This window comes from Marinobacter sp. BSs20148 (genome assembly GCF_000283275.1).
GTDB classification, from domain to species: domain Bacteria; phylum Pseudomonadota; class Gammaproteobacteria; order Pseudomonadales; family Oleiphilaceae; genus Marinobacter; species Marinobacter psychrophilus.
Genome location: NC_018268.1, coordinates 3,805,133 through 3,825,575 on the forward strand (window position 1 = coordinate 3,805,133; position 20,443 = coordinate 3,825,575).

General features: G+C 55.5%; 20 protein-coding genes. 7 read left to right on the forward strand and 13 right to left on the reverse strand.

Annotated features, from left to right (window positions below):
• Positions 1–77 precede the first annotated feature (77 nt).
• Positions 78–2,846: an aconitate hydratase AcnA gene (gene acnA / locus MRBBS_RS17380; protein WP_014872912.1), complete on the reverse strand. Its 2,769-nt coding sequence runs from the start codon at positions 2,844–2,846 to the stop codon at positions 78–80.
• Between the two features lie 131 nt (positions 2,847–2,977).
• Positions 2,978–3,133, reverse strand: coding sequence for a hypothetical protein (locus MRBBS_RS19720; RefSeq protein ID WP_014872913.1), 156 nt, complete (start codon positions 3,131–3,133; stop codon positions 2,978–2,980).
• Positions 3,134–3,458: 325 nt separating this feature from the next.
• On the opposite strand from MRBBS_RS19720, the gene MRBBS_RS17385 reads away from it, so the two are divergent.
• Positions 3,459–4,913, forward strand: a complete 1,455-nt coding sequence (locus MRBBS_RS17385) for a B-box zinc finger protein (protein WP_014872917.1) — start codon at positions 3,459–3,461, stop codon at positions 4,911–4,913.
• Positions 4,914–4,944: 31 nt separating this feature from the next.
• Here the strand turns inward: MRBBS_RS17385 and MRBBS_RS17390 are convergent, their stop codons facing one another.
• A complete protein-coding gene (locus MRBBS_RS17390) occupies positions 4,945–6,384 on the reverse strand; it encodes a rhomboid family intramembrane serine protease (protein ID WP_014872918.1) in 1,440 nt (479 codons plus the stop codon).
• Between the two features lie 227 nt (positions 6,385–6,611).
• Between MRBBS_RS17390 and MRBBS_RS17395 the strand changes: the two genes are divergently transcribed.
• Positions 6,612–7,055, forward strand: a complete 444-nt coding sequence (locus MRBBS_RS17395; protein WP_014872919.1) for an OmpA family protein — start codon at positions 6,612–6,614, stop codon at positions 7,053–7,055.
• A gap of 29 nt (positions 7,056–7,084) precedes the next feature.
• Here MRBBS_RS17395 and MRBBS_RS17400 read toward each other — a convergent pair whose 3' ends face one another.
• The 3 genes from MRBBS_RS17400 to MRBBS_RS17410 form a co-directional block, all read right to left on the reverse strand.
• A complete protein-coding gene (locus MRBBS_RS17400) occupies positions 7,085–7,486 on the reverse strand; it encodes an MAPEG family protein (RefSeq protein WP_014872920.1) in 402 nt (133 codons plus the stop codon).
• A gap of 72 nt (positions 7,487–7,558) precedes the next feature.
• Positions 7,559–8,275: a lysophospholipid acyltransferase family protein gene (locus tag MRBBS_RS17405; protein ID WP_014872921.1), complete on the reverse strand. Its 717-nt coding sequence runs from the start codon at positions 8,273–8,275 to the stop codon at positions 7,559–7,561.
• Between the two features lie 50 nt (positions 8,276–8,325).
• The gene (locus MRBBS_RS17410; RefSeq protein ID WP_227497540.1) at positions 8,326–8,544 is read right to left on the reverse strand and encodes a hypothetical protein; all 219 of its coding nucleotides are present in this window, start codon (positions 8,542–8,544) and stop codon (positions 8,326–8,328) included.
• A gap of 241 nt (positions 8,545–8,785) precedes the next feature.
• On the opposite strand from MRBBS_RS17410, the gene pdsR reads away from it, so the two are divergent.
• Complete coding sequence (gene pdsR, locus MRBBS_RS17415; protein ID WP_014872923.1) at positions 8,786–9,487, forward strand: proteobacterial dedicated sortase system response regulator; 702 nt, start codon at positions 8,786–8,788, stop codon at positions 9,485–9,487.
• Positions 9,488–9,523: 36 nt separating this feature from the next.
• Positions 9,524–11,650: a histidine kinase dimerization/phospho-acceptor domain-containing protein gene (locus MRBBS_RS17420; RefSeq protein WP_014872924.1), complete on the forward strand. Its 2,127-nt coding sequence runs from the start codon at positions 9,524–9,526 to the stop codon at positions 11,648–11,650.
• Between the two features lie 15 nt (positions 11,651–11,665).
• Here MRBBS_RS17420 and MRBBS_RS17425 read toward each other — a convergent pair whose 3' ends face one another.
• Positions 11,666–12,454, reverse strand: a complete 789-nt coding sequence (locus MRBBS_RS17425) for an ATP-binding protein (RefSeq protein ID WP_014872925.1) — start codon at positions 12,452–12,454, stop codon at positions 11,666–11,668.
• Between the two features lie 191 nt (positions 12,455–12,645).
• A complete protein-coding gene (locus MRBBS_RS17430) occupies positions 12,646–13,521 on the reverse strand; it encodes a DNA ligase (protein ID WP_014872926.1) in 876 nt (291 codons plus the stop codon).
• A 658-nt stretch (positions 13,522–14,179) separates the two neighbouring features.
• On the opposite strand from MRBBS_RS17430, the gene MRBBS_RS17435 reads away from it, so the two are divergent.
• The 3 genes from MRBBS_RS17435 to MRBBS_RS17445 all read left to right on the forward strand — a co-directional run bounded on the left by MRBBS_RS17435 (position 14,180) and on the right by MRBBS_RS17445 (position 15,447).
• Positions 14,180–14,440 carry an acyl-CoA-binding protein gene (locus tag MRBBS_RS17435; RefSeq protein WP_014872928.1) on the forward strand — a complete coding sequence of 87 codons (261 nt, stop codon included), beginning with the start codon at positions 14,180–14,182 and terminating at the stop codon, positions 14,438–14,440.
• A gap of 15 nt (positions 14,441–14,455) precedes the next feature.
• Complete coding sequence (gene greB / locus MRBBS_RS17440) at positions 14,456–14,929, forward strand: transcription elongation factor GreB (RefSeq protein WP_014872929.1); 474 nt, start codon at positions 14,456–14,458, stop codon at positions 14,927–14,929.
• Positions 14,930–15,177: 248 nt separating this feature from the next.
• Complete coding sequence (locus tag MRBBS_RS17445) at positions 15,178–15,447, forward strand: hypothetical protein (RefSeq protein WP_014872930.1); 270 nt, start codon at positions 15,178–15,180, stop codon at positions 15,445–15,447.
• Between the two features lie 8 nt (positions 15,448–15,455).
• Here the strand turns inward: MRBBS_RS17445 and MRBBS_RS17450 are convergent, their stop codons facing one another.
• From MRBBS_RS17450 to ftsE, 5 genes are all read right to left on the reverse strand, one after another.
• Positions 15,456–16,919, reverse strand: coding sequence for a sensor histidine kinase (locus MRBBS_RS17450; protein WP_014872931.1), 1,464 nt, complete (start codon positions 16,917–16,919; stop codon positions 15,456–15,458).
• Positions 16,906–17,586: a response regulator transcription factor gene (locus tag MRBBS_RS17455; protein ID WP_007348255.1), complete on the reverse strand. Its 681-nt coding sequence runs from the start codon at positions 17,584–17,586 to the stop codon at positions 16,906–16,908. The genes MRBBS_RS17450 and MRBBS_RS17455 overlap by 14 nt, the downstream gene beginning before the upstream one ends.
• A 189-nt stretch (positions 17,587–17,775) precedes the next feature.
• On the reverse strand, positions 17,776–18,636 hold the full coding sequence (gene rpoH, locus MRBBS_RS17460) for an RNA polymerase sigma factor RpoH (RefSeq protein WP_014872932.1): 861 nt from the start codon (positions 18,634–18,636) through the stop codon (positions 17,776–17,778).
• 133 nt (positions 18,637–18,769) lie between these two features.
• Positions 18,770–19,756, reverse strand: coding sequence for a permease-like cell division protein FtsX (ftsX, locus tag MRBBS_RS17465; RefSeq protein ID WP_014872933.1), 987 nt, complete (start codon positions 19,754–19,756; stop codon positions 18,770–18,772).
• Entirely contained in the window at positions 19,749–20,435 is a 687-nt protein-coding gene (ftsE, locus tag MRBBS_RS17470; protein ID WP_014872934.1) for a cell division ATP-binding protein FtsE, read from the reverse strand. Before ftsE ends, ftsX begins: the two co-directional genes overlap by 8 nt.
• Positions 20,436–20,443: the final 8 nt, after the last annotated feature.

Genomic DNA, 20,443 nt, shown 5'->3' on the forward strand with positions numbered 1-20,443 from the left:
GCATTGCCACATAAACAAAAGGCCAGCACCTTTTAGGTAGCTGGCCCTTTAACCATAACGACTTTTAGCAACAGAAGTCAGGCATTACGCAGCATTTCCCGAACCACGTAGTGCAGAATCCCGCCGTGGCGGAAGTACACCGCTTCGTTCGCTGTGTCTATCCTCGATAGTAAATCACAACTTGCGGTTGTGCCATCCCCATAAGTGACCGTCATGCTCAGAATTTGCCCGGTCGTGATGTCGCCAGACAAGCCATCAATGGCGATGGTTTCGTCGCCGGTCAGTTTCAGGGTTTTGCGGTCGGTGCCACTTTGGAACTGCAGTGGCATTACGCCCATGCCAATCAGGTTGGAGCGGTGAATACGCTCGTAAGATTCGGCGACTACCGCACGCACGCCCAGCAGGCGAGTGCCTTTGGCGGCCCAATCACGGCTGGAGCCGGTGCCGTATTCCTTACCGGCAATCACCACCAGCGGCGTACCCTGCTGCTGGTACTTCATTGCGGCGTCGTAGATCGGCATCTGTTTGCCATCAGGCACGTAGCGAGTAAAGCCGCCTTCTACGCCATCCAACATTTCATTGCGAATACGTACGTTGGCAAAGGTGCCACGCATCATCACCTGGTGGTTGCCGCGACGTGAACCGTAAGAGTTGAAGTTTTTTGGTTCTACACCGTGCTCCTGCAGGTATTTACCGGCAGGGCTATCGGCCTTGAACGAGCCGGCGGGGGATATGTGATCGGTGGTGACCGAATCCCCCAACAGCGCAAGAATACGCGCTTCGCGAATGTCGTCCACCAGCTCGGGCTCCGGGCCCATGCCTTCGAAGAAAGGTGGGTGCTGGATGTAGGTGGAATCGTCTGACCACTCGTACACTTTGGTTTCTGGCACTTCTATCGCCTGCCAGGTAGCATCGCCGTCAAACACGGCGGCGTATTCGGTACGAAACATGTCCGTTTTGACTTTTTCTACCGCCTCTGCCACTTCCTGCTGGCTGGGCCATAGGTCTTTCAGGTACACCGGGTTGCCATCTTTGTCGTCACCCAGCGAATCTTCCAGCAGATTCACCCGCACGTTACCCGCCAGCGCGTAAGCAACAACTAGAGGCGGCGACGCCAACCAATTGGTTTTCACCAGCGGGTGCACCCGGCCTTCGAAGTTGCGATTGCCAGACAACACCGAGGCCACGGTAATGTCACCATCGGCAATGGCTTTTTCCACCGCATCGGGCAGCGGGCCGGAGTTGCCGATACACGTGGTGCAACCGTAGCCCACCAGATCAAAACCGAGCTTGTCCAGATCGCCCTGAAAACCGCCTGCGCGCAGATACTCGGTAACCACTTTCGAGCCTGGCGCCAACGACGTCTTCACCCATGGCTTGGTTTTCAAGCCTTTAGCGACCGCTTTTTGTGCTACCAGGCCGGCAGCCATCATAACGCTGGGGTTGGATGTGTTGGTGCAAGAGGTAATCGCCGCAATCACAACCGCACCCGGGTCCAGTCGGGTTTCCTGGCCATTCATAGCCAGCATCTGACTGGAGTGATGATGATAACTGTTGTCGACACCGACGGCGGTTTGCCCACCCTCAGATCCGAGTGCGTTGTTGCGTTTGTCATTCGTTTTGGGTGCGCCTTCGCCGGTTTCCATCACCAGTTCAAACGCGGCTTTCATGTTCTTCAGCGCCACCCTGTCTTGCGGGCGTTTGGGTCCAGCCATGCTGGCTTCGACCTCATCCATATTCAATTCGAGGGTAGCGGTATACGCCGGCTCGTGGCCGGGTTCACGCCAAAGGCCCTGTGCCTTGGCGTAGGTTTCTACCAGCTCGACCTGCTGTTCCTCACGACCGGTCAGGCGCAGATACTTCAGTGTCTGTTCGTCTACCGGGAAGAAGCCGCAGGTGGCACCGTATTCAGGCGCCATGTTGGCAATGGTAGCGCGGTCGGCCACCGGCATGTCTTTCAGGCCGTCGCCGTAAAACTCGACAAATTTACCCACGACTCCATAGCCGCGCAGCATTTCGGTAACGGTCAGCACCAGATCGGTGGCGGTAATGCCTTCGCGCAATTTGCCGCTAATTTTAAAGCCAACCACTTCGGGAATTAACATAGATACCGGTTGGCCCAGCATGGCGGCTTCGGCTTCAATGCCGCCCACGCCCCAACCCAGTATGCCCAGGCCGTTGATCATAGTGGTGTGAGAATCGGTGCCCACCAGGGTATCCGGGTAAGCCAGGGTTTTGTCGCCCAGCTGTTTGTGCCATACGGTTTTGCCCAGGTATTCCAGGTTCACTTGGTGGCAAATACCGGTTCCGGGTGGCACCACGCGGAAATTATCAAAGGCCTGCTGGCCCCAGCGCAAGAACTCGTAGCGCTCCTCGTTGCGCTCCATTTCCATGGCAACGTTGTCTTTGAACGCCGAAGCGTCGCCAAAGCGATCAACCATAACGGAGTGGTCTATCACCAGATCCACCGGCGTCAGCGGGTTTATCATTGCCGGGTCTTTGCCGGCTTTTTGAACAGCTTGGCGCATAGCAGCAAGGTCTACCACCCCGGGCACGCCGGTAAAGTCCTGCATCAGTACCCGCGCCGGGCGAAACTGAATTTCAGTGTCGGAATTGCGGTCTTCGAGCCACTGCACCATGGCATCAATATGGCTGCGGCCTACCGTGGTGCCGTCTTCATTGCGCAACAGGTTTTCTAACAGCACTTTCAGCGAAAACGGCAGGCGGTCAAGGTCACCCAGCTCAGCCGCCGCTTTCGGCAAGCTGTAATAATGATAGGTGATGTTTCCAGCCTTCAGGCTGCTTAGGGTGTTCAGGCTATCCTGACTGTGAAGTTCACTAGACATAGCGTACCTCCTACGGTGAATTTAGCTCCTACTACTATCGCACCGTTTCGATAGACTGCAACTTTATAACAACGATCTTCACTATTCAGCGGCTGAATAGTGACGCATTAATACTCATTTTATAGTCGGTTTTAACAAGTTTTGTAACCGGCGATCTGCTCATCTACCGGGCCAGTCACCTGCTCAATGCCGGTCACCATGACCCGGGTTTTTGGGACTTTGCGCAAAACGTCCTGGTTTTGTTCAGCCACCTGCTGAACGCTCTGGTTGATCTGTCCGGATGCCACTGCCTGTTACTTGGTCGCCGATGCAATCTGCAGGTTTATGCCGTTCACTTCGGCAATGGTGACACGGATTTCGGTGGTGAATTCCTGGGTGCGCCGCGACAGCTGCCGCACCCCATCCGCAACCACTGCAAAACCGCGCTGGCCAGAAGAATTGCAGACCTATGCCTCAAAGCTGGAATTTCCGTCTTAGCCGTGGGAAAAGTGATAGGTTGTCGGCAATTCCCGACCAACTAACCGATAGTTAACGACGGAAACAACGTATTCTTTAGACGGCGCTTTTGCCATTATAGCCACTGCACCCAAGCCAGTCAGGACACAAACGCATTTGAAACACGATTGCCACTATCACCCCGGCGACCCCGCCAAATGGCATTGCGGTGAATGCCAGCAGCATTTCTGCGCTCGCTGCATGCCAGACGCTAATACCAAACAGCGCCGCGGGCTCTGCCCCCAGTGCAACAAGGCAATGCGCTATTTGGGCGCCGCCACCGAGGTGGTGCCGTTTTGGCATCGGCTGGGCGCGTTTTTCCGCTACCCATTCCACACTGATCCACTGCTGGTTATCGCCATCTGCACACTGGTGCCAGCAGTGGTGCCGCAAAACCTACTGGGCTTGCTGGTGTGGCTGTTACTGGCGCTGGCGCTGATGAAATACACCTACGCCGTTATCAATCGCACTGCAGAAGGCCACCTGAAGCCACCACCGCTGGCCGAGGCCTTTAGCGGCAGCGGCTTTAACATTGTGATTCTGCAGATTCTGGTGTTTGCGCTGATGGGCGGACTGGTAACGGCCGCAGGCATGTTGGGCGGGCCCTTGCTATTAATGCTGACGCTGGCGTTTGTGGTGTTAGCCCTGCCCGCCAGCATTATGGTGTTGGCCATGGAGCGCAGCGTGGGTGCGGCGGTAAATCCCCTGAACCTGGCCACTTTGATCGCCCGCATCGGCAGCCCTTACTTCCTGCTTTACGGTTACCTGATTCTTCTGGTGCTGGCGTCTGCCGCGGCCCAGGATTTTGCCCTCACGCACTTTTCAGAATGGGTATCGCGGCCGCTGGCGGGTTTTCTTAACAGCACCTTTACACTGATGCTATTTCACATGCTGGGTTATCTGTTGTTTCAGTATCAGGAGGAGCTGGGCTTTGCTGCGGATTACCAAGACGCTGTCGAACCCGAAGATCAGCACCACCGCGATCGCAGCCAGCGCTTTGATGCCGACCTGGACATGAACCTGAAAGATGGCAACTACGATCGCGCGCAGACTCTGCTGCTAGAGCAGCTCAAACGCGAACCAGACAACACGCTGCGCATTGGCCAACTTTACAGGCTGCTGGCGGCGCGCAATGACCTTCGCAGCCTGCACGCTAACCATCCGCGCATCATGGCCTGGTTGGCAGCGCGCAATGATGGCAAGGCTCTGGCAAACTTGCTGGAACAGTTGCAGCAGGCAGACCCACAATTCCGTTTGCAAGACGCCGAGCTTTCGGTAACGGTGGCCGGCACGCTTTATCGCAGCGGTCACTATCGTTTGGCGTTGAAACTACTGCAGGATTTTCACAAACGTTTTGCCGACAGCCAGGCACTGGTGCCAGCCTACCTGCTGGCCGCGCAAGCCTTGGCCAACGGCCTGGGCCAGTGGGAAAAAGCCACGGCGTTTCTGGGTTTTATTCAACGCCAGTGTCCGCAACACCCCCAGCACCCAGAGATTCAGTACTTCTTGGAGCAAGCGCAAGAACACCAGCCATTACGCGGTCCCAAAGCCAGCTTTAACGCAGCAGACTAGTGTTCTGCCTGGCGACGTCATCAGCCTAGCGCTATAACCACTGCCGGTAGTGCCGGGCCTTGGGTGCCATCTGGCGTTTTTCAAACTCCGCCACCAGCAGCCGACAGGCCTCGCTGACCATCAGCTCGCTGCCCACGCCTCGAAGGCGCTCAAAAGCTTTTTCTGCGGTGCTCAAATCATGCTGTTTCAGGCTGGCAAACAGCACACGGTTGTGGTCTTCCGCCGCCAACGGCTGGTGCGCCTCGCCTTTGGCCAGATATTCCCGCCAGACCGCAATAACTTGATCAAATTGCTGCCTGCTGAGCGCATCATCTATCCGCTCGCGGCTAAAGTGGCGATACTCGGGCAGGTCCGGGCGCAGTTGTGCCAGTTGCTGCTGATGTTGCAGCACCAACGCGCTCTGGGGATAAACTTCTCGCAAAGCCTCAAAGCGCGTAATGGCCAGCTCAAAATCCAGGGTAGATATCGCCGCCACAGCCTGCCCATAAGCCTCGGTAAAGGCGCTATCTTCTGCTTCGGGTTCAGGCTCGAAAAACGTATCTTTCACCTGAAACCAGCTTTTGCCCAACGCTCCCACTAGAATCGCACCGGCCAGCAGCCCACCAGCGTGGGCCATGTAGGCAATACCGGTAGCGCCGGCGTACCAGTAATCGTAAATTTCTTTACCCAACCACACCGGCAGAATGGCGATAGCCGGCGCTCGGAAATAGTTGAAGTAGACGCCCAGGAAAATGAAAAAGCGGATCTTCTGCAGACCGTAAATCGCCACGTACATGCCCATCAGCCCGGAAATGGCGCCAGACGCACCAATCAGCGGCACCAGGCTGCCGGCGGAGAATCCAGTGAACATCAGTCCAGAAAGCGCCCCACACAGCAGATAGGCCAACAGAAAGCGCGCAGCTCCCAGGGCTTTCTCCACGGTAAATCCTAGCAAAAACAGAAACACCATATTGCCCAGCAAGTGGCCCCAGCCGCCGTGCAAAAACTGATAACTGACAAGGCTGTGCAGCGACAACTGCGTGGGAATCAGCCCAAAACGCTGGGAACTAAGCCGGCCAATAAAGTTGTCTTCAATGAAACCCCGCTGCTGTTGCCATCGCTCTCGCTCTGCGCTGGCCCACACCAGATCACGGTTATCGAGCAAATACTGATAAAAGTCGCGGTCCATCAGCAGGGTAACGGCCAGCCAGCCGTCTTTCTGATTGGCCTGTAGCTGACGCATCTGCTGCAGCTGGTAAACCGATTCGCTATCGCCCTGCTGGCGTATCTGGCGCAGCAGGTAATCTTCGTAAACCGGTGCCTCAAGAGCCTGCAGATTATTTTTCAGATAGTGGTTAACAGCAACCTGAAGCTTGCGCTGGTCGGCGCCCTGATAAAACGTGAACACCAGCACGCAGGCCAGCATCAACCCCAAGGTAATCCAGGGCGGGCGTTTCCAGTTAACGGCGTTTTCAGCGGGAATAATCAGCATGGGACATCACATTTGATCACAATTGGCCACCTGTAAGCCGTGTTTTGTCATAGCGTAGCCTTGGTTGCGCGGTTTAATGGCGCTATCGACCAACCGCCTAATGCTGTTATTGTTCTGCGCGCCAATCGTTCGGTCTTGATATAGTACGGCCTCGCAATCCGGCTATGAACATCACCGTATGGCGTAAAAACATTATCAGCCGGCCCCCGAATGCAAGGAAACACCACATGACCGTTCTTGTTTTGGATAGCCCGGAACTACTGGCCCGCGCAACCCTGGCCGAGGGTTTTCAGCCTGATTCATGCGCCGAGTCAAACAAACCCCGTCAGCTGAAGTTCCATTATGGCTACAACAAGCATCAGCTTAGCGCCGCCGACATGGACATGCTTACCCGTCACGGCCACTACCTGCGCCGCAACGTTCATCTACATGTGTGCGTACACGGGCATTCCGACGCCTTTGGTACCGCCGACTACGGTCATTTTCTGTCGCGCCTGCGGGCCAGCGCCGTGGTGCGTTTTCTGATTGAAGAGGGCGTCGAGGAACAGCGTTTAAAAGCCGTCGGCTGGGGTTCAGACCGCCCGCTGGCAACACGGGCAGATCATGCGGCCAACCGCCGGGTTGAACTGGAGTACGTGCAATACAGCGTATCCAGCGCGCTGTCCGGCTAAATTGGCCAGAACCCCCTGAGATCTTCAGCCTAGCCGTATGCTTGAAACACATTCAGCAGCAACAACACGGCGATCACCAAAATCGTAGCCCAGGTTAGCAAAATCCCCACCATGCGGGCCTTGTGGGGCCCGCCCTGGCCCTGATACATGCCCCACGCGTGCAATATACGACCCAGCACAAAAGCCATACCAATCCAGTAAATAAACCCGCTGGAAACGCCGTTCAACTCAGCAATACCCAGCATTATCAGGGTCAGCGGTGCGTATTCCACCAGATTACCGTGGGCGCGCACGGCGGCCTCAAAATCGAGATCTTCCGCAATACCCATGCCCTTGCCGTATTTGAGCCGGTACTTAACCACCACGGCAGACAAAACCAGCAGCAAAATTCCGATAACAGCCGCGAAAACACCGGTTATAGGTAAAATCATATTCAGTCCTGTTGATCAATGAACTGCCCGCGCAGGCCATGCCCGCGTCGCCGACAAGTAACGGAAGCGAACTCACTGTGCCTTACTTTCACCCAGCTCGGCAATTGCCTTGGCCATAGCGCTGTGGCAGCGCGCGATCAGTTCGGGTATGTCTTTGTTAGTCATGCCAGTGGTTTCAATGGCCGGTAAAATCCTGAGCGGAACCGGTTTGCGGCGGCCCAGCCAGCCCAAGGAATTATCCTGGTACTGGCCAACACACACCATCACCAGCGGTGATCCAGAGGCAATGGCCGCGTAAAATGCACCTTTTTTAAAACTCTGCAGCCCTTTACCACGACTGCGCGTGCCCTCTGGGAAAACCCACAGGCTTTTGCGTTCGTGAACAATGGTATCGCCTACCGCCTGCATGCTGGCAACGGATTTGCGCGAGCGCGAACGGTTCAGAATTACATTGCCACCAAGCCAGAATACCTGTCCGAAAAACGGCACCCACAACAGCCCCAGCTTGCCCACCGCTACCACGCGCCGTGGCACAACATCCCCCACAATCAAAAAATCGTCGTTATGCTGGTGATTCGCAATCACCACCATGGAACGGTCTTTGGGCATATTCTCCGCGCCGTACAGCGGGCGCTGCATGCCAAGAACTGCGCGCCCGAAACGGGCACACACCCCCGCCAGAATACGGTTATTATCCGGATTAAAGGGCCGCGCCAAATACAGCACCATCGACAGCAGACAAAGCAGCAACACACCTGTCCACGCCAGGATTTTTCTTAGTAGGGCCATAAAATAGCAACTCTGCGTCCAATATTTTGGCGCCCAAGTGTACGCCAGGTTTACGGCCCGGAGACAGTGCCAATTTTTTCAAACACCCATACTGCAGAATCCAGAGCGTCGCCGGTTTCGCCAAACAGCGGGTGCACAAACAGAATTAACAACATAACCAGCCACAGACCTGCGGCATCACGGCCACGCCTTAGCCGGGCTATGGCGCGGCGTAATAACGCACGGCTAAAGGATATTACCTGCGCAAAAAATAGACCTGTCATCATCATAATCAGCACCGCCATTTTACGTTAGTAAGTTGCGTTATTGCTGCGGATACCCGGCAGGCCCCCGCAATCATTGCAACAGCACTGTATGACCCTAATATGGCAACGATAGCGGGCAACTGTGATCAATTGTGGCGCGCCCCGCAGTACAACTCTTTTGCCCTTGTGCCGCGCGAGCGTCACCATTATCTTAGGTTTGCAGCATTGCTCACCTACTAACTCCTCATCCACTCACCGGGCCGCCATGAACAAGCATCTGGCATTGATCGAAGACGAACCCGCCATCCGCGACAATTACCGCGCCGCATTCGAACGCAGGGGCTTTTCTGTGTCTACCTACAGTGACCGGCCAGCTGCCTGGCATGCGTTACAGCGGCAGTTGCCGGACTTGGCGATTATTGATGTGGGCCTGGGGAGCGAAGCGGAGGGCGGGTTTACTTTGTGCCAGGATTTACGCCGGCAGTCAGCCACGCTGCCGATTATTTTTCTGACCGCCCGCGACAGCGACATAGACTCGGTACACGGCCTACGCCTCGGCGCAGATGACTACGTCACCAAAGACATGAGCATGGAACATCTGCTGGCCCGCATTAATGCACTGCTGCGCCGCGCAGATGCCTGGAATCAGGCTTACCAACAACCCGACGAATTGCTGGCAAGAGGCAAACTGACACTGAACCTGGACCGCATGAGCGCCAGCTGGAACAACCAGGCCGTTGAGCTGACGGTCACCGAGTTCTGGATGCTCCACGCACTGACCCGCCACCCAGGCCACGTGCGCAGCCGTGAGCAGCTGATGGACGCGGCCAGTACGGTACTCGATGACAATACGGTGACGTCGCATATCAAGCGTATTCGTGGCAAATTCAGCGCTCTGGACCGCGACTTCAACAGCGTTCAGACGGTTTACGGCATGGGTTACCGCTGGCACGACCACAATGTCTGAGCGCGTCATTTTTGGACCAAACCGAGAGCCGTGCGCGTGGCCGCACTGAGTCTGAAACGCCAGCTGTTGCTGGTAAGCCTGTTAATGCTGCTGGTTCCTCTTGCCGGGGTTCAGTTTGCGCTCGAGTTAGACAACATTCTGCGCCAGCAGGCCCAGCAACAATTACAGCAACAGGCAAATCGCCTGGCCCTGCTGACGGGTGATGAACTGCTGGCACAGCCACCGTTGGCCGCCGGCACGTTTGCGGTTTATACCGCGGCTCAGAATAGCGCCCTGCTGCTTGACGGCTACGCCGATGATTGGCCAGGCTACGAATCACTCGAGCCGTTCCCGCCGTCGGCGCAGGCACCTTTGTCCGCTCTTCAACCTTGGCAGCAGCTGCCTGGGGCTTCCTCTCAACCTAGCACGCTTTACTGGCAGGCCAGTCACAGCGATAAAGCTCTGTATCTGCTGATCCGCATTCCAGGCCAGCCGCCTCAGCTGTTCAATCCCGGCGCGCCGCAGCAGGCCCACCACCGGCTATTGCTGCAACTGTTCAGTGGCGCCAATGAGCTCCATATAAACCCGCGCAATCAGGCCTGGTTGCTACGCCCGTCGGCACCCGGACGGCTGCCGGCCCGCAGCGGCGCTAACTGGACCAAAACCGACCCCGGAGTGAACGCGTTCTGGCAGCCGGTAGCCAATGGCTGGCAGCTGGAACTGGTCCTGCCCCGGCCCGCCGCAGGCAGCCGCATAACGCTTGGCCTTTATGGGAGCGAAGGCGTGGCTGCTGAAGGTCCGCCATTGGCGCAGATTCCAGCGGCCACTTTGATTCGCCGCAATGCGGACCTGGAACAGACGCTGGCCAGCTGGCTAGACAGTGGCCAGCAACTGCGGGTAATGGAAGCGTCCGGTTGGGTAATTGCCCGTCAGCAACGCACAGCCATAGCCGCAACGACGACAGACATCGACCAAGCAGATGAAAACGCCTCTTGGCTGCAACAGGTCGGGCAGAATCTGCTGCAAGCGCTGGTGAAGGCCAATCAACCCGACTCGCTTCTGGTGAATGAACAGCTCTGGCGCCAGCTCCCGGTTAATCTTCCCGCCCCGGCGTTGATGCGTCACGTTAACGGTAGCCTTTGGCTGAGCGCACAGGCACCGGTGTTTGGTGGGCGAACACTGGTGCTGGAGCAATCCCTGGAGCAACTGCTGAACATTTCAGGCGCCGCTCTGGGCACCGTACTGGCCCGCAGCTTTCTGATTATTATTGGCTTGGTGGTGGTTTTGCTGGGTTATGCCAGCTGGCTGTCATGGCGCATTAGTCGTTTGGCGAAATGGGTCACCCAGTGTGTGGATGCCGATGGCCGAATGGCGGCCCAAGTGCCGTTACCGGCAAAGTCAGGCATCGGTAACGACGAGCTTGGCCAGCTTCAGCAACGCTTTAACCGGCTGGTCAGCAGTCTTCACGGTTACAACCAATACCTGGAAAGCTTCTCACAGCGCTTGTCCCATGAACTGAAAACGCCACTGGCGGTGGTACGCTCATCCCTTGATAACCTGACTCACTGCAGCGACGAAGCCGCGCGGCAGAATTACCTAACCCGGGCCCAAAGCGCCGTAGCCAGGCTTAGCGGTATTTTACGCAGCATGAGTGAAGCCACACGTCTGGAACAGAGCCTGGAAGCCGAACACAAAGAGGTGTTTGATGTGGCTGACGTGCTTACGCAGGTGACGGCGGCCTACCAGGCGTTGGATCCGCACCACGTTATTGTGTACCAGGGCCCAGAGCAGGGCAGTCAAGTTTTGGGGTCGCCGGAGCTATTGGTACAGCTTTTGGATAAGTTAGTCGACAACGCGCGGGACTTCACCCCCGGCGGCCAACGTATTGAGCTGGATTTGCGGCGAGTTGATCAGGGCTGGCAACTCAGCGTATTCAATCAGGGTTCCCGACTACCCGCCGGAGCGGATATTTTTTCGGCGTTTGTGTCCCATAGAGCAGGTGGACTCGACACGCCCGAACATCATCTGGGCCAGGGCCTGCTGATTGCGCAACTGATTGCAAACTACCACCTGACCCGCTTGAAGGCGGATAATCAGAGCCGAAACGGCCTTGACGGCGTGGCGTTCCAGCTGGTGATTCCCGCGGTTGAATCAGGCGCGGATATAAACTCGACGACACCTTAACCACCGAGTAATCGCCTACTGATCAACTATTGGCGAGCGCGGGCCATGCTGACGAAAGAACTGCTGCGCTGTGCGGCCATTACGTACCCCGCGAGCGGTCGCGAAACGAATGGCTTGCTGGTGCAGGGCCTCACGATCGCCGACTTCGGTAAACAAAGCATCAATCGCCTGCAAGTAAAGCTCTTGGGAAAACGCATAGAACGAAAGCTGCACGCCAAAGCGATCAGCCAAGGATATCTGCTCTTCTATGGCTTCAGCCGGATGAATTTCACCCCCGCGACTGTGGCTACTCATATTGTCTACCATGTACTCAGGCATCAAATGGCGGCGATTCGAGGTGGCGTACACACGCACATTCTCCGGTGGCAGTTCCAGCGAACCTTCCAGAACGCTTTTCAGCGCCTTATAGCTGGTTTCACCGGCCTCAAATGACAGGTCATCGCAAAATATAACGAAGTGGTAGGGCAAGTCCCATAAATCATCCACAATTTCAGGCAGGTGCACCAGGTCGTCTTTATCCACTTCAATCATTCGCAAGCCCTGAACCTGATACTGGTTCAGCAGCGCTTTGATCAATGACGATTTGCCAGTACCGCGGGCGCCCCAAAGCAGTACGTTATTAGACGGTTGCCCCTGCAAAAAACGTTCGGTGTTCAGCGCCAGCGCTTGTTGCTGTTGGTCTACGCCGGTCAGCGACCCCCAAGTAACCGGATCCAGGCGGCGAATAGCACGCAGGCCGGAACGGTGCCGGCGCCACACGGCGGCCGGCGAAGTACGCCAGTCGATAGAGTCGGTAGCCGACATAAGCTTCTCCCAATAACCATCTTGAAAACAAGCACTGTAGCGCAAAGCGGTTTGCTGTAAACAAAAAAAGAAACCAAAAAAAGGCGTGACAACCTAATGCCACGCCTTTTTTGCTCTTCAGTCGTTCTTAGAAGGGCACCCTGACAGCCCATTAACGCAGCCGTTTCAGAATTGCGGTTATCCGCAGCGACCTATGGCACAGCTACCGCCTTTGGTTCATCATTTCGAACTCGCATAAAACTGGCAAACCGTGGCAGGCCGGTGGCGGTGTGGCCGGAATATTTGAAGGTAATAACACTGCCCGCCGGCGGTGGATCTATACGCTCAGCATCGCTGAAGCCGCTACCAATGCGAAGCTCACGGTTATCGGCCAGCCGCACCCGCAGCGCGCCCATCAAGCCCTGATATTTGCCCTTGCCCGGCAGAATGCCCACAACGATCGCCTCAGCATCGTCAAAGCGCTTCACTTTCAACAAGTCATCCGAGCGGCCAGCCTGATAGACACTAGCGCCACGGCGCAGCATCAGCCCTTCGCCACCGACAGCAATCACCTTATCCCGATGAGCCATCAGCTGCTGATGGTTTCCGGGCCGTTGCTGCTCAACCAAGGCCAGGTAGGGTGAACCCGCTTGACTGACCAACTCGCGCAACTGCGGAAGACGTTGGTCAAATGTCTGGTCGGCCAACGGCAAATCGAACACCATAAAACGCACAGAACGCCAATCCGCATCTACTGGACGAACAGTGCGCACAATGCCGGAAAGTTGTGCAAAATGGCCGCGCCCCAGCCACAGCTCGCCGTCTAACGGCTGCGGCGGGAAATCGCTGACAAACCAGTCAGGCGCTTGAAACGGATTACCGCGGCGGGACCACAGACGTTCACCGTCCCAATAAGCCCGCACTCCATCCAGTTTTTCACTTACCCAATAATCCGCAAGCGGCGCACCTTGCTGATACACATTGGCCAGCGGAACGCTTGCTGGCGCAGCGATTGCACCAGCGGTCATCAGCGCCATGCTTGCCAATAAGCCTGAACTCAGGCGCTTCATCCATGAAATAACAAACATAAACAACTCCTAAAAATTTAGGTTGCGCTCCATCCTGATGCTCAACGTTTGCCACTCTACTTTGAAGCATGCTTAAGATGCGAGCTATGTTTGCGAGCGTGTCATTCCACTTGCACTCACAACCAAATGCGTGTCACACCTAGCCCAAAGTGCAGAAACTGCACGCCAGCGGATATCCACAAAGCCATGCTGAAGCGCCTGAACGATCAAGAACTGATTCGCTTGGTGGCGTCGCGTCGATCTGAACGTGGTGAGGTTTTCAGCCGGGCGCACCGGCGAACTTGACCAATGGCTGAACATAACCGCGATTATGCGCAGCGGGGTTCACGCGGAGGCCACGACATCGTTCGCCGCCACGTAGGCGGCTTAAAAAACTAGTTCAACGGCGAACTTAGCTTGCCAAGAGTCCAACACCATGTAGGCGACTAAGAAAATTATGAGCTGCTATGTCAAAGTCGGAAGGTTGTTAAAAGGTGCGGCAAGTCATTGATTTTTTCTGGTTGCTCGCCACCATAGGCTGTGTAGATAGTCAATTGAATAGAATGTGAACAAGGGCAATTTTTCGCTCCAAACCATCCCACCTTGACCCACTACACTTTGAACTATGACGACAACCATCGCGCCCGCTATACTCGCTATCACCCACAGGAGAGCCACCATGAGTGATTTAAACGCCCAATTTGATGAAGCCGTGAATGAGGTACAGAACGCCGACGGCGACTTGAAGCCTTCCACTGAAATGAAACTCGAATTCTATGCACTGTACAAGCAGGCAACCGTCGGCGATGCCAGCGGTAAGCGCCCGGGAATGATGGATTTTGTGGGTCGGGCAAAGTACGACGCCTGGGCCAAACTGGAAGGTGCGTCAAAAGACCAGGCAATGCAGCAGTACATCGACAAACTCGCTGCGGTTAAGTAGCGCCGTGGGCCGGCCATGAAAACCAATCTGATTACCCGCGAAGGCTATGATTTGCTGCAGAAAGAGCTGGATCAGCTCTGGCGCCACGAACGCCCAGAGGTTACCCGCAAAGTTACCTGGGCCGCCGGCCTTGGCGATCGCTCTGAAAACGCTGATTATCAATACAACAAAAAGCGACTGCGGGAGATAGACCGTCGCGTGCGCTATCTGCGCAAGCGTTTTGAAGAATTGAAGGTGGTTGCCTATTCGCCGGAGCAAGAAGGTAAGGTATTTTTTGGCGCTTGGGTCAGCCTGCTGGACGAAGACGACAAGCCACTGACGTTCCGCATTGTAGGGCCTGACGAAATATACGGCCGCAACGATTACGCCTCTGTCGACGCACCCCTGGTGCGCGCCTGCCTGAAAAAAGAGGTGGGTGACGAGGTGATGGTTATACTGCCGGCCGGCGAAAAAACCTGGCTCATTGAGACCATTCGCTACCCTTGCTGACATTTCATGAACGCTGACAGCAGACATAAAAAAGCCCCATTAAACGGGGCAAGGTTCGCGCTGTCTGGAGTTCCAACTGCGTGACAACTACAAGTTTACTCCAACACTATTACCAATAGGTGTCGGAGCCGTTACCCGTTGGTCCGAATTGACTGCTGAGCGCTACCGCTCACCATAATTAGGTTGTGCACTCTAGTAGCCCGGCGTAACGTTCAGCCAACGCAGTTACATTCACAACGGAGGCTGTTATGAACCGCCAAAAATTACAGGACCTGGCGCTACAAGGTGTCGACACCCTGGGTTATCAGTTGGACCGTTTCGGTATTACCAGTAAGGTAAATCGCCATAACCTGGCGGCTTACCTGATGCACGGACAGAAGCAGCTGGAAGGCGAATGGGACAGTTTACAGGTTCGTTTTGATCTGCAGAAAGCCCGTTTCGAAAGACTGAGCGAAACGGTTGAACAGCGGGCTAGTCGCCTGTTACGACCACTCAAGCAAGATAAACAACAGGGCTGAATTTGCTTTCAGACCAAGCTGGCGTCGTCGTCAATCCCGGGGCTAGCAGCGTTAATGGTTTTTCTACGCCGCTTTCTGCGCTCTTTCACCACCGCCGGCATACGCACGGTAATGGTCAACCCAGGCGACTCTTCACCGGGGTGAGTGTCCGTCAAGTCGATGCGGGCCTGATGAATTTCCGCAACCGCATTCACCAGACTAAGGCCAAGCCCGTTACCTGGCAAAGAACGGCTTTTTCCCACCCTGTAGAAGCGTTGAAAAACCTGGCTCTTCTCTTCGTCTGGCACGCCAATACCGCTGTCTTGCACCGAAAATATCGCTTCGTCGTTTTCTTTGCGCACAACAATGCGAATGGTGCCGTGTTCCGGGGTGTACTTGATGGCGTTATCAATCAGATTACTGAACATCTGGAACAGCAGATCCCGGTCGCCTTCAACGTTTACACCTTGTTCCAGCTCTTGTTCGAAGCTCTGACCTTTAACTTCCGCCAAGGCTTCGTAAAGTTCGCAGGCGTCTTCTACCAGAGCGTCTATTGCCACAGTTTTCACATCCCCGGCGTTGCCACGACTTTCCAGTCGGGCAATACGCAGCAGCGCGTTAAACGTGGCTAGCAGTTGGTCGGCTTCGGCCACCGCACGTCTGGCCTGCTCACGGGCTTCGTCGTTATCGACCGACATCAGGGTATTTTCAAGCTGATTACGCAGGCGGGTCAGCGGGGTGCGCAAATCGTGAGCGATGCTGTCGGATACATGGCGAATACCCTCCATCAAATACACGATACGGTCCAACATCTGGTTCAGGTTTTCCGCCAGTTGGTCGAAATCGTCTTCGGTTCCGCGATTTGGAATACGCAGTGACATGTGCCCGCTCATAATTCGGCGCGAGGTATTATTGATAATTTCAATGCGGCGGGTAGTACTTCGGCTCATCAAAAAACCGCCCAGCAGAGCCAGAGCCAGAGTAATACCCATGCCCCAATTGATGGTGTTTTCAATGACCTTTTTAACGTTGGTCAGCTCTTCCACATCGCGGCCTACCAACAGCAGCAAACCGCCCTGCACTTCGAAGATTCGCGCACGGGCCAGGCGCTGATTACCCATCCAACCTACTGATTCATCGAGTTTGAAGTTGATCCAGCCGGTTTCCGTGGGGGTGCTCTGCGGCCATTGCTGAATGTTACCGGCCAGCTTGACATGCTCGTCGGTGGTCAGCAGATAAATAGACTTAGCGTTGGGCTCGCGGGCCACACGCTCACGGATGATGGTAATCAGACCGTTCACGCCGCGCCCACGATACTGCTCGGCAAGGCCCGCAATTTCGGCTTCAATCGTGGCATCTGTTTGGGCTGTCATAAAACCGGCCGTACGCCAGTATATGAACGCCAAAAGCAAGAACACCGAGGTGGCAAAAACCACCATATAAAGCAGTGCCAGCTGGAACGACGACGTTCTGAGCTGGCTAAGCAGTTTCACGCAGCATGTATCCCGCACCGCGAACGGTTTGCAGTAGCGGCGTATCAAATTCTTTGTCGATTTTCGCCCGCAAACGGCTTATGTGCACATCAATCACATTAGTTTGGGGGTCAAAATGATAATCCCAGACTTTTTCCAGCAGCATGGTACGAGTGACCACCTGCCCGGCGTTGCGCATCAAATATTCCAGAAGGCGGAATTCCCGCGGCTGTACGTCGATATTCTGGCCTGCGCGCTTAACCGTGCGTGCCAGCAGATCCATTTCCAGATCGGCCACATGCAGGACAGTCTCAGTTTCTGCTGCCTGGCGATTACGACGAATCAGAGATTCGATGCGGGCCAGCAACTCGGTAAAAGAGAACGGTTTGGTGAGATAATCATCGCCGCCGCCACGCAGGCCCTCTACCCGGTCGTCCACATCGCCTAGGGCGCTGAGAATCAAAATTGGCACCTGATTGCCTGTAGCGCGAACAGTTTTGATGATGGCGAGGCCATCCATGCCAGGCAACATGCGATCGACAATCATAATGTCGTATTCTTCGCTGGCTGCCATCAGCATGCCTTTTTTGCCGTCGTCCGCGTGATCCACCACAAAATCAGATTCCCGCAGGCCTTTCACCAGATAACTTGCTACGTCATGATCGTCTTCTATGACCAGTGCTTTCACCGGTATTCCTCCCGCTGGCCTATGATAGTGATGCAAGGGTACGAATAACCTGGCCGCTGGGCCAGTTACCATCTTGTAAGAGGCTGTCGTCTATAACGACGCAATACTTACGGAAACGCCACCGTGCGCAAAAGCGGCGGTGGCGTTCATTGGCAGAGCCTTGTTAACGTTGCAGTTAAGCGGTTAAAGTCAGGCCGCTTCTTGCATGTGCAGACGTATTTTCTTCATCGCATTTTTTTCCAATTGGCGAATGCGTTCGGCAGATACCCCATAACGATCGGCCAACTGGTGCAAGGTCGATTTGGTCTCTGACAGCCAGCGCTCGCGCAGAATATCTTGGCTGCGATCGTCCAGAGTGGACAGAGCCTGCATCAGGCGGCCGTTGGAATCTTCGGTCCAGTCGGAGCGTTCCAGTTGGGTAGCCGGATTGCTGCGGTGGTCTTCAAGATAATACGCCGGCGCCTGGTAAGCACTGTCTTCGTCATCGTTCATCGGGCCATCAAAAGCCGTATCGTGGGACGACAGGCGGCCTTCCATTTCTCGCACCACGCGAGCTTCCACGCCTAAGTCTGCGGCTACTGCGTTTAGCTCATCGTGGCTCAACCAGGCCAATTTCTTCTTCTGACCGCGCAGATTAAAAAATAGCTTACGTTGGGCTTTGGTGGTCGCCACTTTCACAATGCGCCAGTTGCGCAAAATGAATTCATGAATTTCTGCTTTAATCCAATGCACCGCAAACGACACCAGCCGAACACCATATTCGGGGTTGAAGCGTTTTACGGCTTTCATCAGACCCACGTTACCTTCCTGCACCAGGTCAGATTGATTCAGACCGTAACCGGAATAGCTTCGGGCAATGTGAATCACAAAGCGCAGATGCGACAGAATCAATTGCCGAGCAGCGTCTACGTCGCCTTCATAGTAAAGGCGTTCCGACAATGCGCGCTCTTCATCCACTGTTAAAATAGGTATGCGACTCGCAGCCTGAATGTAAGACTCGAGATTAGCGCCCGGAACCAGCTTGTCCATCAGCTGTAAACTTGTGCCCATGCTTTATTCCTCCGAATCTCTACGCTGTAAAAAAAGGCAATGGCCCATGAGACCACAAAATGCCCTGAAAGTTCCTAAACGCATCATTAAAACGCGGTAAATATGGGTGTTTACAGACTTTCGGCCGGCCATTCTAGTGGTCTCCGGGCTCCATGTCATCTAAGTGTCTTCGCACCGCCACCCAGGCTCCGAGCCAGCCCAGTGTCATGGCAGTAAATATCAACACTCCTGCGTTTTCAAAGCCCAACCCACTCAGAACGAAATCACTGTGATATAACGCCGCTAATCTTGCTACCGGTGCGCTTAGCCACCAAAAAGTTATGAGCAGCAGCAGCCAGGCCACTAATCCGCCACCCAAACCAAACCAAGCGCCGGTGTACAGAAAAGGGCGGCGCACAAAGGCGTCAGTGCCACCCACAAGTTTGGCCACCAGAATTTCATCGCGCCGACTTTCAATGGCCAAGCGCACGGTATTACCAATAACCAATACGACCGCAACCGCCAACAAGATTGCCAGTGCCAGAGCCGCCCGCGTCAATAAGCCAGCCAGGGCATTCAGCCGCTGCAGCCAGCCCAGGTCCACCTGTACACGCTCCACTGCAGGCAGGCCTTGAAGGTACTCAACTAAAGCCTCGACACCGTCGGTACTGCGATAACTCGCCTCCGGCGTAATCAATAGGCTGTGCGGCAGCGGGTTCTCCTGCAGAAAATCCAGTGCGTCGGCAAGCCCGGAGCTGACGCGAAATTCAGCCAGGGCGCGCTCGCGGTCTACCAGTTCTACAAACGCCACCCGACTGTCAGTGTCTATCTGATCGGCCAACGCATTGGCCTGCGGCAAAGGCGTTTCAAGGCCAAGGTAAACCGTCACCCGCGCGCCATTTTCCCAACCGGCACTGACATTCTGCAAACTGGCCAGCAGCAATAACAACGCGACCGGCAGCGCCAACGCAACACCCATAACAGCCCAAGTCATAATGCTGGACACCGGATTGCGCCACATGCGCGCTATGCTATCGCGGGCTACCGTGCGGTGGTGGTCCAGATAACTGCCCGCAACCTGTTTCAGCGGAGAGGCGCTTTGACGGGCGCCGCCGGACCGCGGTACCGGTGCTTTAGCCACGGTTAGCCTCCATCCGCGGGCGGCCATCAGCCACCAGCTGGCCTTGGTCTAGCCTTAGGGTGCGGCGGTTCATGTCGTTAATCAGTGTAATGTCGTGGCTGGCAATCAACACGGTTACGCCAACCTGACTGAACTGGCCAAACAGATTCATTATATCAGCAGACAGCTCCGGGTCGAGGTTACCGGTAGGTTCATCGGCCAGCAGCACCGGAGGCTTATTCACCACCGCCCGAGCAATGCCGACGCGCTGCTGTTCGCCACCGGACAACTGCAAGGGGTTCATTTTCTCTTTGCTCAGCAGACCCACTTTGTCCAACGCCGCGCGCACCCGCCGGCCGATGTCACCCGGGGCCACTCCGATGACCTGCAGCGGCATGGCAACGTTGTCAAATACGGTTCGGTCAAACAGCAACTGGTGGTTCTGAAACACCACGCCGATGTGACGGCGAATGTAGGGGATCTGCCGCCGCGGCAGGCTGTTCAACAATTGCCCACCAACCCATACTTCACCGGCGCTGGGGCGCTCCATCACCATCAGCAGTTTCAGCAAGGTGCTTTTACCGGCCCCGGAATGCCCGGTCAGAAACGCGAGTTCGCCCCGATTAAGAGCAAAGTTTACCTGTCGCAGCGCGGTGTGATCGCTGTCATAGCGTTTCGTGACTTGGCGGAACTCGATCATCACAATCC